Raw genomic sequence first — 13358 nt, forward strand, 5'->3', positions numbered from 1 at the left:
CGTTTTCTCTAATTGACATACAGGAATTCGCTCAAGTTAAAGATCACCAAACACAGCGATTCAAGCGAATGGTCTCGCAAGTAGTGCCGCATTCGGTCCTCTTCTTCACCGGTCGGCTGCCGGCCGGTCGCCAGACGAAAGGCAACTGCGGCGTGTTCGTCGTTAGCGGCGGTATTCCGGACACGCTCCGCAAAACATTGACTCATCGATTGCATGAAATCACTGTTCATCAAGTACAGCGACTGCAACGAGACGGTTGAAACGCGTCGCCGCGAGCACGTCGCCACCGCGGCCGGACTGTCAAACAGCGTCAATGATTCTGCGATCCGGTCGCGTTCTTGTTGCAAATAGACGCTGCGACGATGGCTGGGATTGGAAAGGCCTTCGCGGACGCTCGGCCCACCCGACGTTTCATCCAGACTGTCCGCGACGGATAAAACGCAATCGCGAATCGCCTCGGATTCCAAGCGTCGTGGGATCCAGCGCCAAAGGGAGTGACATTCAGGGTCGGCTTCTTGGTTTGATGGTGAAATCGCCGCGGATTGCCGATAGGTCTTCGAGCCCAAAATCAACCGATGGATGTGCCGCGTGCTCCAACCGCTGGCGACCAGCTCATCGGCCAACCAGTCCAATAATTCGGGATGCGTCGGGGCGGTCCCTTGCGTCCCGAAGTCGCCTGAGGTGGCGACCAGACCGGTGCCGAAATGCCACTGCCAGATTCGGTTGACCCAAACCCTCGCGGTCAACGGATTGTCTGGCGATGCGATCCAGTCGGCCAGATCGGTTCGCGAATCGACGTGATCAGGTGTCGGTCCGAAAACCGCCGGCCAACCCGCGCGGACCTCCGGACCGGCCGACTTCGGATCGCCGCGCAACCGCAAATAGGTCGTCCAATCAGCGACCGACTCCAAGTCTCGCGTCAACGGCCATCGCATCTCGTGCGGCGCGACGATTGCTCCCGAATCGGCGTCGCTCCAGCCCCAAACCTGTGGGATCGATGCGATCGCGGCATCGAGCGCCTTGAACGCCTTCCGCTCCTGGGCGTTCATCCCCGCCACGACGGACTTGGGGATCACCAAGACCGGTTCGGGGACGCCGGCGCTGCGTTTTCGGTCGACCAATCGCGTGTGAACCGAATCGAACAACTGCCAACGCGTGTTGATCCATGAGGACGCTTGATCGGGGGCACCGCCGAGCAACAGGTTGCCGGGTTGCCCGGAGGTAAAAAAGGCTTGCAGTCGGTAGTAGTCACGGATCGTCAGCGGGTCAAACTTGTGCGTGTGGCACTGCGCACACTCCAGTGTGATCCCCAGAAATGTTTTGGCGGTGGTGTTGACGACGTCGACCAGGATGTCGTGACGTTGTATCTCTTTGTCCAACTCATTGCCGCTGTAACGTGCCGCGGCCAGGAAACCGGTCGCTTCCAAACACCGTGAATCCGCTGGCAATTCGTCGCCGGCGATTTGCTCGCGGATGAACTGGTCATACGGTTTGTCATTCTGAAAACTCTCGATCACATAATCGCGGTATCGCCATGCGTGCGGCCGCGGCCGGTTGTGTTGATGACCGTTGCTCTCGGCCCAACGAGCCAGGTCCAACCAATGTCGCCCCCAACGCTGGGCATAGGCAGGGGAGCACAACAGTTGGTCGATCCAGCGATCAAGTGCTTCGTGACTGGTCGCTTGCTCCAGTCCGGGGAAGGCTGATGCCGGCAGCCCCGTCAGGTCCAATGCGATGCGTTGTTGAAGCGTGGGCCAGGATGCGGTGTCGGCAGGCGTCGTGCCGAGTTCCCGTTGGTTTTGTGCGATGAACGCATCGACGGGCGTTCGCAATCGATCGGCCGCAATCCCGGTGGGGATCGGCGGGCGACGAGGGTCTTCAAATGCCCAGTGATCGGAATCCAGCGTCGGCGTCGGCAGCAATTGATGGTCCCAGCTGACGCCTTCGTCGATCCAGGTCCGCAGCACGCGAATCTCGTCGCTGGTAAGCCGCCCAGAGTCGTCATCTGGCGGCGGCATCTGTTCGGTCGGGTCGGATGATTCGACCAACGCGATCAAATGACTCGCATCCGCATCACGGGGCGACAATTGATTCAAAAGGTCGTCGTAGCAGTCCAGCCGCAAGCCGGACTCCGGGTCTTCACCGCTGTGGCACTGGAAACAACGCTGACGCAAAACCGGAAAGACATCCTTGGAAAAACTGACTGTTGCGGTCGCCGTCGGCACTGGCGACGGCGGCGGCTTTGCGACCGGGGCGGTCGGTGCGGGCAGTCCGAACGCTTCGGCCCAACCGGTTGCCAGCGACAGATCCGACACCGAGATTCGGTCGTCGGGCTCGGTCTTCATCCCCGTGGCGAATCCGATCCAACGAATCGACTGAATCGCTTTGTTTGAAGCAACCGTGATCGCGGGTGATTCCGCGTCGGTGATTTCCGGGTCGATCCAGACGCTCAATCGGTCGTAGGGCTGACCGCTGCCGGATTGTGACCGGGCGATTTTGGCGAGTACGGTGTAGACACGATCGCCTTGCAGTTGGATATCACTGAAGTGCTGGGACGACGAGGTGTAGCGTGCCATGAACGCGTTGGCGTCGCCGTCGACATGCAGACCGATGTTCGGGACGCCGCCGTTGTGCCCGGCCGTATCGCCCCCGTCCTGCTCATCCAACCACAGCACCAAGAATTCACCGTTTCCGTTTTTTGGCGTGTCGATGCTGGATGCGTCGTAACGCAGCTCAAACCGCACGTACAGTTGATCACCGTCAAAGGGGGAATTCAGTTGTCGACGGAGCGGGTTGTTTCGCCCGCCCGTTCCGTGGATTTCGAACCACTGGGAGACACCGCCGGAACGCGACCGGGTCCAATCGCCCGACCAATCGACCGGATTGTCCGCTGCGTCCGATTGACCCAGCGCGATACCAAGGAAGACGATGACGATGACGATGACGAGAAAACGCATCATGCCGAGCGGGTGGTGGGCGATTGGCTTGGAGGGGATCGGTTAGTATAGCTGAACCGCGGTCGCCGTGGTTTGTTCCACACTCGCAGCAATTCCAGACAAAGATTCGTATGCGATACACGCCTCCCAGTCGTCTACTCCTGATCCTGTTCGCCACGTTGGTCGGCGGATCGCTTGGGCATCTTGCGGCCGCCGAGGACGTTCGAATCGTGCAGCGACTGAGTTTCAGCAAGGCCGTTCCCGCACTCACGCTAGATCTGTACCTTCCCAAGCCGACCACCGATCCGGCGCCCTGTGTGATCACAATCCAAGGCGGCGGCTTTCGCCCCCAGGACGGACAGCGTTTCAAACCGTTTGCCGAACATTTGGCCAGGAATGGTTTTGCCGCGGCGTTGATTTCTTATCGCGGCAGCCCCGGTCACCGGCATCGCGACACCTTGGCCGACGTCAAGGCATCGGTCCGGTACATTCGCAGCGTCGCCGACCGCTACGCAATCGATGCCGACCGGATCGGCGCCACGGGCCGTTCAGCCGGCGGCACACTCGCGGCGCTGCTGGCGGTCACGGGCACGTCGGATGATCCCGAAAGCCAGATAAAAGCGGCGGTCTGTTTCGCCGGCGTGTTCGATTTTGTCGGGCGTTTCACCAGGCAGGAACAGCTGGAGATCCAGCCGAATTCCCAGACGAAGATCCGGACCAACGGTGAGTGGATCGGCACCGCATTTTCGCCACAGGACCCCGAGTGGCTGGCCGCCTCGGCGATCACGCACGTCGATCCCGGCGATCCGCCGATTCTGTTCTTGCACTCCCGAAATGATTCCACCGTGCCGTGGTTTCAATCGCGCGACATGCACCGCGCGATGACCGCTGCCGGCATTGACGCCGAGATCATCGTCTACGAAACCGGCGGACACGGCGTGTCGCCCAAGGACAGGAATTCGCTCGACGACATGGTCGCGTTTTTTCGTCAGCGTCTATAAAGACGCAAGCATCTGCCAGCGGGAAGCGTCAGCGAGCGACGGATTTGGGGTAGAATGGGGAGGCACATTTTGCGTCTCAATGTCCCTCCGCCCCCCACTCTCGATGACCAAACGAGCAAAGATAACCATCCGGACCGTTGTCGCCATCGTCTTGATTCACGCCTGCTTCATGCCCTCTGTCGCCGGCGGCGACGAGGTCACCGAAGGGGAAAAGCTGTTCGCGTTGAAAGTCAAACCGCTGATCGCGGAGAAATGCTTGGCCTGCCACGGGGGCGAACCCGACGACATCCAAGGCGGGCTGGATCTGCGGACACGCGAAACGATGGCCGCCGGCGGGGATTGGTTCGAAGACGAAGTCCTGGTTCCCGGCAACGGCCAACAGAGTTATCTGTACCGCACCGCCAGCCGATCGGAGGAAGGCTATGAAATGCCTCCCAAAGAGGCAGACAAACTGACCGAAGCACAGACGTGGTGGATTCGTGATTGGATCAACGCGGGCGCACCGTGGCCCGACGAAGAACGCGTCGCCATGATCCGATCGATGTACGCTCAGGGCGAGCAGGTGACGACGTCCAAGGCACTCTCGGAGGACTGGCAGAATCGCCGCTATGAACCCGAGAAACTGTGGGCGTACCGGCCGCTGAAGCACACCGAGGTTCCCGATGGATCGCACCCGGTGGACTGGTTCATCGACAAACAATTGGCGGCGTCCGATCTGGCACCGGCGCCACCGGCCGAAGCCGATGAACTGATCCGCCGAATGAGTTTCGGATTGACGGGGCTGCCCCCGGAACCGGAGGACGTCCGGCGGTTTGCGGTTGCTTATGGAAACGATCCAGATGCCGCCGTGCACGAGTTGGCGATCGACTTGATGGCATCACCGCACTATGGCGAGCATTTCGGACTCCGTTGGCTGGACGTCGTACGATACGCCGACACCGCCGGATTCGCGAACGATTACAGTCGTCCCAACGCGTGGCGCTACCGTGACTATGTCGTCCGCGCTTTTAATGACGACAAGCCGTACGACGTTTTCATCAAACAGCAGGTCGCCGGAGATGAAATCGATGCCGACGACCCCGAGAATTTGATCGCGACAGGTTTCTTGCGGATGGGACCGTGGGAACAGACCGGCATGAGTGTGTTCAAGGAAACACGCCAGCAATGGCTGGACGACATCACCGATTCGGTCGGTCAAACCTTTCTCGGTCACGCGCTGCAATGTGCCAAGTGCCACGATCACAAATTCGATCCCGTACCGACACGCGACTACTACAGCATGATGGCAGTTTTCTCGACGACCCAATTTGCCGAGCGAGACGTGCCGTTTTTAGACCCCGAGAATACGACCGGGTTTGAAGCCTCCGACGCTTGGGTCCACGCCAAGGTGTCTGCGTACCAGGAGCAGAGGAAGGAGCTGAACCAAAAGGTCGCCAAAGCGCGGAAGCAGGAAACCGGTGAAGCGAAGGTCGGCGACAACGGGTTGGATCCCGGTGACGAAGCCTCCTTGGCCCGGATGTCCAAGAACATCGCCCGTCACACTTGGGAACTCGATCGCACCCGTCCGATCGCCTTTTCCGTCTACACGGGCAAAACGATCCAGCGCAACAATGTCGGCAGCCGGATCACCTTGCCCGATGCCCCCTGGGGCAAGGGACAAATGGAATCCGATGCGATTTTGGCTGGCGGCAACGTGTATTCACCCACCGACCCGGTCCAGCCCGGGCCGCTTAGCGCTGCGGTCTCGCTCGGGCAGATGCAACCGCCATCCTTTCCGGGCGGTAAGGGCAAGCGTCGCTTGGCGTTGGCCGAGTGGATCGCCGCCCCGGAAAACCCGTTGACCGCTCGGGTGATGGTCAATCGCATCTGGTCCTGGCATTTCGGCAAGGGGCTGGCCGGCAATCCGAACAACTTTGGTGGCACGGGAGCCTTGCCGACGCCCCCGGAACTGTTGGACTATTTGGCACGCTGGTTTGTCGACCACCGCTGGAGTGTCAAAGAATTGAACGAATTGATCGTCACCTCCCAGGCCTACCGTCGCAGCAGCCGTCATCCGCAACCGGAACGGCAAGCCGCCGCCGACCCCAAACTGGATCTGTACGCCTCGTTCTTGCCACGTCGATTGACCGCGGAAGAGATCCGTGACGCGATGCTGGCGGCCAGTGGAGAACTGAATCGCAGCGTCGGCGGGATCCCGGCTCGTCCGGACGTCAACCTGGAAGTCGCCTTTCAGCCGCGACAGATCATGGGCGGAACGGCGTCGGTTTATGAACCCGATCCGACACCGGAGCAGCGTAACCGACGTAGTCTGTATGCTGAAAAGATCCGTGGGCTGCGGGATCCGTTTCTGGAAACGTTCAACCAACCGGGGCCGGACAAGTCCTGCGAACTCCGCGAGACGTCGACGGTCGCGCCGCAAGCGTTGACGCTGCTCAATTCCGAAGAAGTCTTTGACCGCTCGATCAGCTTTGCCAAACGCTTGATCGATCAGCAGGTCCGTGATGACGCGACGATCGACCGCGCGTTTCAACTGGCATTGGGACGATTGCCGACTGCCGATGAGCGTTCGCTTTGCCTGGATCGATGGAACGACGCGATCGCCGATGAAGCGTCGTGGTCGTATCCTGCCAAGGCTTGGCCGGACCAGATCCAGCGAACGGTGATGGCCGAAAAGACCGGACAACCGTACGACTTCATCGAGTCCATGCCGGCCTACACGAATTACCAGCCCGATCTTCAACCCGCCGATGTCGACGCGAAAACCCGCGGACTGGCTCACGTCTGCCTGGTGATTTTCAACCTGAACGAATTCGCCTACCTGGATTGAACATGAGTGGTAAACACCCCCATCGATTCGCGATGCCGACGCGGCGAGAGGCTCTGTATGGTCTTGGTGCCGGTCTCGGTTCGGTCGCGTTGACGTCGTTGTTGCAGGCCGAACAGGACGGCAGGACGCACCATCCGGCAAAAGCCAAACGTTGTATCTTTTTGATGATGGAAGGCGGTCCGTCACATCTGGACACCTTTGATCCCAAACCGGAGTTGACCAAACAGCACCTCAAGGCGTTCACGCGTAGCGGCGAGATGGAAAGTGCGATGTCGTCGGGGAAACGCTATTTCGTCAAAAGCCCGTTCCAGTTCACCAAAGCCGGCGAGAGTGGCGCGGACATCTGCACCGAGTGGGAACACCTGCGCGAGATGGTCGATGAGATTTGTTTCTACCGCGGAGCGCAAGTCGAATCGGTCAACCATCCGACGGCCTGCTATCAGCTGAATACCGGCAACCAATTCGGCGGCGATCCCGCAATGGGCGCCTGGGTGACGTACGGTCTTGGCACGATGAACGAGAACCTGCCCGGATTTGTCGTCTTGCCGCGGTCGAGTTATCCGCAGGGTGGCGTGGGAAACTGGTCCAACGGCTTTCTGCCGGCGGATTTCCAAGGCACGCCGTTACGCCCCACGGGCAGCCCGATCCTAAATCTGAATCCTCCAGACGCTGTTTCGCCCCGGCAACAACGCAAAAACCTGGACCTGTTGGGGCAACTCAATCGCCGGCATCTTGAATCGCGCCCCGGTCGTAGCGAGCTGGACGCGCGCATCTCCAGTTACGAACTCGCGTACCGGATGCAGACCGAGGTGCCCGGCGTATTGGACTTGGAGGGCGAGTCCCAATCGACGCTGGATGCCTACGGCGTGGGCGAGCCGGCGACGGATGCGTTTGCGCGAAAGTGCCTGTTGGCGCGGCGGTTGGCCGAAAGCGGCGTACGTTTTGTGCAAGCCTATGCCGGTAACTGGGACAGCCACGACTACATCGAAAAGGCGCATGGTGCACTGATTCGGTCCGTCGACAAACCCATCGCCGCGTTGCTTCGCGATTTAAAACAACGCGACATGTTGAAGGACACGCTGGTGATTTGGTGCGGCGAATTCGGCCGCACCCCCGACAACGGGCTCCGCGGCGGCGGACAGTCCTACGGCCGCGATCATAACGCCAAGGCGATGACGATGTGGTTCGCCGGCGGCGGCACGAACGCCGGGCAGACGATCGGGGCGACCGACGAGATCGGGGCCAACGCGGTCGAGTGCGTGCACCACATTCGCGACGTGCACGTCACACTGCTACACCTGCTGGGGCTGGACGACAACCGGCTGACCTACTTCCACGCCGGCCGCCACAAACAACTCTCCCAATTCGGAGGTCAGTTGATCAAGGAGTTGTTGGGCTAGTGGGATGACAGAAAAAGAGTGGGCAGGAAAAGATACCACTGCGAAGAAGACGTGGCAAAACTATGGGGGCAAAACAATTTCTGCTGGGAATTGTCTTGCCCCCATCGTCTTGCCTCTGGTACTTCCCCGGCGCCCCGGACCTTGCCAGCCCTGCAGTTCGGCGATGCGGACGACCGTCATACCAGTTTATTGGGCCGGGTAAAACTGTTTCCATTTTTCCGGGATCCTGTACTGGGATGATCAACAGATCCGCGGCAACTGTTCGCCGATGGGCGCGACGACCACGCGGGAGGCCCCGATCGCGGTTTTGGCGACGACGACGCCGGGATGGTCTGCGACGACGCGTCCGATGATGGCCGCGCCCGATCCGTGTTTGTCCGATCGGATCGCGTTTAAAACCGCGTCGGCAGATTCCGCCGGCACCATGCACACCAGCTTTCCTTCGTTGGCCACCAACAGCGGGTCGAACCCCAGGATTTCGCAGGCCGATTGGACGGTCGGATGAATCGGCAAGCGTGTCTCGTCGATCACGATCCCGCACCCGCTGGCCGCGGCGATTTCGTTCAGGGATGCGGACAACCCTCCGCGGGTCGGATCACGCAGCGTGTGCACGTCGGGGCAGACCTGGATGATCCCGGCGACCATGTCGGCTAGCGGAGCCGAATCGGATCGAATTTCCGCGTCGAATTCCAGCCCCTCGCGAACGCTCATGATCGCCATCCCATGGTCGCCCAGGGTACCGCTAAGGATCACGACATCGCCGGGTCGCGTGTGGTTGGGAGCGATGTCGATGCCGTCGGGGACAATACCGACGCCGGCGGTGTTGATGTAACATCCGTCGCCGTGTCCCCGCTCGACCACTTTGGTATCGCCGCTGATGATCGCCACACCGGCTCGGCGTGCGGCGGCTCCCATCGCGTCGGCGATGCGTTTGAGCTGGGCGATCGGAAAGCCTTCTTCGAGGATGAATGCCGCGGTCAAATACAACGGCGTGGCGCCGCTCATCGCCAAGTCATTGACGGTCCCATTGACCACCAGATCACCGATCGATCCGCCCGGAAAAAACAGCGGCCGGACGACATAAGAATCCGTCGACATCGCCAGTCGCTGGCCGGCGAGCTGAACTCCCGCGAGTTGGAACACCGCCGAGTCTCCGAGCACGGCCAGATGGTCGTTCTGAAACGCCGGCAGAAACACGTGCTGGACCAAATCGGCCGACAGTTTTCCTCCGCCGCCATGCCCCAGAATGATGTTGGGGTAATCCTGCAGCGGAACCGGGCAGACGAGTCCGCTGAATTCAATTGTCTTGTCCCCGTGATCGCGCGGGGTATTCGAAGTGCTGTCGTCGGCCATCACGCTTGCTCGGCCACTTTGGCGCTGGCTGCTTGAACGTCGGGGGCTTCCAACGGGACCAGGCGACCGTAGTTGTAGTAGGCCGCGCAGGCCCCTTCGCCGGACACCATCGTCGCGCCCAAGGGCGTTCGCGGCGTGCATTGCTTTCCAAATGCTTCACATTGATTCGGTTTGATCGCTCCTTTCAGGACGTCGCCGGCGCGGCACAACGTCGACTCGCGTGTTGCGATCGCAGACACGTCAAACTTGATTTCGGCGTCAAACGAACGGTAGGCGTCGCGAAGTCGCCAGCCGCTTTGGGCGATCGCGCCGATTCCACGCCAATTGCGGTCGATCGTCTCGAACACTTCCTCCAAGAGGACTTGTGCGGCAACATTGCCCTGTTCGGTGACAACTCTGGGATACGCGTTTTCGAGCTCCGCCGTCCCCGATTCGAGCTGGATGATGCACCGGCGGATGCCGTCAAGCACATCCAGCGGCTCGAAGCCGGTGATCACGATCGGAACCTGGTATTGATCGCACAGTGGCCGATAGTGCGAATACCCGGTCACGGCGCAGACATGCCCGGCGGCCAGGAACCCGGCGACACGGTTGCCCGGCGATTCCATGATCGCCCGGATCGCGGGCGGGACCAGCACATGGGAAACGAGCGCGGAGAAATTATCGACGTGTTGATCGTGAGCCACCTTGACCGCCATCGCGTTGGCCGGCGCCGTCGTTTCGAATCCGATCGCCAACAACACCACTTCACGGTCCGGGTTCTCGCGAGCAATCTTGACGGCATCCAGCGGACAGTAGACGACCCGCACGTCCCCACCGGCCGCCTTGACTTTGAACAAGTCGCCTTCGGATCCGGGAACCCGCAGCATGTCACCGAAGGAGCAAAAGATGACGTCGGGCCGGGCGGCTATCGCCAGGGCTTTGTCGATCACTTCCAGCGGTGTCACACAGACGGGACAACCGGGACCGTGAATCATCTCGATCTGATCGGGCAGGATCTGATCGATGCCGTTGCGGATGATCGAATGGGTTTGCCCGCCGCAAACCTCCATGATCGCCCAGGGGCGAGTCACCTGTCGCGCGATCTCGCCGGCCAGCCGCTTCGCGGTTTCGCCGTCACGGTATTCGGTCAAGTGTTTCATGAGCGTGGGTCGGTCGGATGCTCCAGGGCCTGGAAGGTCCGCAAGGTTTCCTCCGCCGATGCTTCGTCGATTCGGCTGATCGCAAACCCGGCGTGGACGACCGCGTAGTCGCCCACCTGGATCTCCGGCAACAATACCAAGCAGACCTCTTTGACGACGCCGCCGAAATTGACGGTGCCCATCGTCATCTCGTCGGCTTCGAAAATCGATTCGACCTTTCCGGGAACTGCCAGGCACATCGTTTCAAACCGTGGTTGTGGTAGGTTGTCTTGTTCAGCATAGCGGGTTTTAGGTTGTGCCGACCCGCTATTGGTTCCTGGCCACCATCGCTTGCCCCAGCGAGAGCCCTCCGTCGTTGGGCGGAACGAGGGTGTGGCTCAGGACGTTGAATCCGGATTGACGCAGCCGCTCCGTCGCGAGGCTCGTTAGCAATGCGTTCTGAAACACGCCACCGGTCAAGCCGACGACGTCGATTCCGGTTCGATCGCGGATCACAGCGGCGACGCGGACGATCATCCCGGCGACGGCGTGGTGGAATTGCGCCGCGATCCGTCCACGGTCGACCGAGTCGATGACGTCGCGGCAAATCGACTCGATCAGATCGCGGGTTTCGATTTGAATCGGCTTTTGACCAGCAGATTGGTCGATCGGAAAGATGTAAGCGTCGGCGTCCACTTCGCCGACGACCTGGATCGCCAACGACTCGAGTTCGATGGCCGCTTGCGCTTCAAAACTGACTTCGTTCCGGATTCCGATCAAGGAAGCGACGGCGTCGAACAGCCGTCCGACGCTGCTGGTGGGAAAACAGTGCAGGTTCGAATCGAGTTGCCGTTTTAGCAGACGCCGCACGTCGGCAGGCGGGTGCGCGGCACAGGGCAGCCGATCATCCCAGGGCAGACCATGGGTATTCAGCAAGGCGAGCGCCGTGCGATACGGTCGTTTGATCGACGCATCGCCGCCCGGCAGCGGAAAGTACTGCAAGTGGGCCGCACGTTCGAAACGCTTGTCGTTGGCGATCAAGAATTCGCCGCCCCAGATGGCTCCGTCGGTGCCGTATCCGGTACCGTCGAAACAGCACGCGATGATGGGCTGCGTTGCGGCAAGTCGCTGTTCGGCCATCAAGGACACGGCGTGTGCATGGTGGTGTTGGACACGAACGAGCGGCACCTGAAGTGCTCGCGCCAATTCATCGGCAAACTGTGTCGACAGATACGAGGGATGCAGATCGGCGGCAACGGCTTGGGGGTCGACACGGAACAGGTCCAGGTAGTGATTCACGTTTCGCTTGAGCGCACGCAACGTCTCCAGGTTGCTGATATCGCCGATGTGCTGACTGATGTAGGCATAGTTTGCTTGAGTGACACAAAACGTTGATTTGATTTCGCCCCCGATCGCCACCACACTTCGCCCCCCGTGCCCCAGATCGATCGGCATCGGAGCGAAGCCGCGTGAGCGTCGGATCGGCACAACCGACGTGCCCTGCCGCCTGACCACGGAGTCGTCACACACGACGTGGATGTCGCGGTCATGCAACAGGAAACCGTCGACCAGCGGACCGAGACGCCGAATCGCTTCTTTATTGGTTCGGGCGATCGGTTCATCGGAGAGGTTGCCAGACGTCATCACCAACGGAGCACACGCTTGGACCAGCAACTGGTGCAGCGGCGAATAGGGCAGCATCACGCCGACACGGTGGTTTCCCGGCGCGACTGCATCGAGCATGTCGGAGAACCCGGCAACAATCCTACCGGCATTCCGTTTGGCAAGCAGCACGATCGGCCGCTCGGGGCTCTCGAGCAAGCGTCGTTCACCGTGATTGATTTCTGCGAAGGCTTCCGCGTCCTGGACGTCGACGACCATGATCGCGAAAGGTTTGTCGATTCGGCCTTTCCGCCCCCGAAGCGTTCGGATCGCATCGACATTCTTCGCATCGCATGCCAAGTGAAAGCCGCCGATCCCTTTGACCGCGATGATCTGTCCTCCGCGGATCGCGGTTGCGAACACGTCTACCACGTCAGTCGGATCGCAGTCTGCCGTCGTCGGGCGGTCGGCCGCAATGGCAGGCGGGGGCGAAGAAGCGAACCAGATCTGTGGTCCACAGTCCGGGCAGGCGATGGGTTGGGCGTGAAAGCGTCGGTCCCGCGGATCGTTGTATTCGTCGCGACATCGTGCACACATCTGAAACGACTTCATCGTCGTCGCCGGTCGGTCGTACGGGATGTCATGGACGATGGTGAAACGCGGTCCGCAATTGGTGCAGTTGATGAATGGGTAACGAAAGCGGCGGTCGCGTTGGTCCTCCATTTCCGCCAGGCACTGATCGCACACCGAGACATCAGCGATCACGGGCGTGCTCTCATGCTGCCCAGTGGTACTGGCATCGATGGTGAAACCTGACTCGTCAATCGTCGGCACGTCCGAGCTGTTCAAAGAGTCGATCCCCGCCAAGGGAGGCATTTCGCGTTGGAGCCCACGCACAAACCGATCCAATTGGTGTTGCGTCCCCTGGGCCTCGATCGTGACACCGCGCGAGTCGTTTCGCACCCAGCCGGTCAGCCCCTCGCTGCTCGCGCGGTTCCAGACAAACGGACGGAATCCGACACCCTGGATGCGCCCGGTCAGGCGAATGCGGATTCGTTTCAGGAGATGGCTCACAAAGATTTATCGATCGGGCGGTGTTGCTGCCGTGGCGAGAATTC

8 protein-coding genes are annotated in these 13358 nt (G+C 60.6%); 3 read left to right on the forward strand and 5 right to left on the reverse strand.

Annotated features, from left to right (window positions below; genetic code table 11):
• Nucleotides 1-8: 8 nt before the first annotated feature.
• A complete protein-coding gene (locus tag Mal15_RS30495; protein ID WP_147871213.1) occupies nucleotides 9-2960 on the reverse strand; it encodes a PSD1 and planctomycete cytochrome C domain-containing protein in 2952 nt (983 codons plus the stop codon).
• A 107-nt stretch (nucleotides 2961-3067) separates the two neighbouring features.
• On the opposite strand from Mal15_RS30495, the gene Mal15_RS30500 reads away from it, so the two are divergent.
• From Mal15_RS30500 to Mal15_RS30510, 3 genes are all read left to right on the forward strand, one after another.
• Nucleotides 3068-3937 (forward strand): alpha/beta hydrolase, encoded by an 870-nt coding sequence (locus Mal15_RS30500; protein ID WP_147871214.1) that lies wholly within the window; start codon nucleotides 3068-3070, stop codon nucleotides 3935-3937.
• A gap of 103 nt (nucleotides 3938-4040) precedes the next feature.
• On the forward strand, nucleotides 4041-6764 hold the full coding sequence (locus Mal15_RS30505; RefSeq protein ID WP_233903123.1) for a PSD1 and planctomycete cytochrome C domain-containing protein: 2724 nt from the start codon (nucleotides 4041-4043) through the stop codon (nucleotides 6762-6764).
• 2 nt (nucleotides 6765-6766) lie between these two features.
• Nucleotides 6767-8164 (forward strand): DUF1501 domain-containing protein, encoded by a 1398-nt coding sequence (locus tag Mal15_RS30510; protein WP_147871215.1) that lies wholly within the window; start codon nucleotides 6767-6769, stop codon nucleotides 8162-8164.
• Nucleotides 8165-8404: 240 nt separating this feature from the next.
• On the opposite strand, the gene hypE is transcribed toward Mal15_RS30510, so the two are convergent.
• The 4 genes from hypE to hypF all read right to left on the reverse strand — a co-directional run bounded on the left by hypE (nucleotide 8405) and on the right by hypF (nucleotide 13314).
• Nucleotides 8405-9517, reverse strand: a complete 1113-nt coding sequence (gene hypE, locus Mal15_RS30515) for a hydrogenase expression/formation protein HypE (protein WP_147871216.1) — start codon at nucleotides 9515-9517, stop codon at nucleotides 8405-8407.
• On the reverse strand, nucleotides 9517-10659 hold the full coding sequence (gene hypD / locus Mal15_RS30520; protein ID WP_147871217.1) for a hydrogenase formation protein HypD: 1143 nt from the start codon (nucleotides 10657-10659) through the stop codon (nucleotides 9517-9519). The genes hypE and hypD overlap by 1 nt, the downstream gene beginning before the upstream one ends.
• Nucleotides 10656-10898 (reverse strand): HypC/HybG/HupF family hydrogenase formation chaperone, encoded by a 243-nt coding sequence (locus Mal15_RS30525; RefSeq protein WP_147871218.1) that lies wholly within the window; start codon nucleotides 10896-10898, stop codon nucleotides 10656-10658. The genes hypD and Mal15_RS30525 overlap by 4 nt, the downstream gene beginning before the upstream one ends.
• Nucleotides 10899-10965: 67 nt before the next feature.
• Complete coding sequence (gene hypF / locus Mal15_RS30530) at nucleotides 10966-13314, reverse strand: carbamoyltransferase HypF (RefSeq protein ID WP_167547151.1); 2349 nt, start codon at nucleotides 13312-13314, stop codon at nucleotides 10966-10968.
• Nucleotides 13315-13358: the final 44 nt, after the last annotated feature.

This window comes from Stieleria maiorica, from assembly GCF_008035925.1.
Taxonomy (GTDB): Bacteria; Planctomycetota; Planctomycetia; order Pirellulales; family Pirellulaceae; genus Stieleria; species Stieleria maiorica.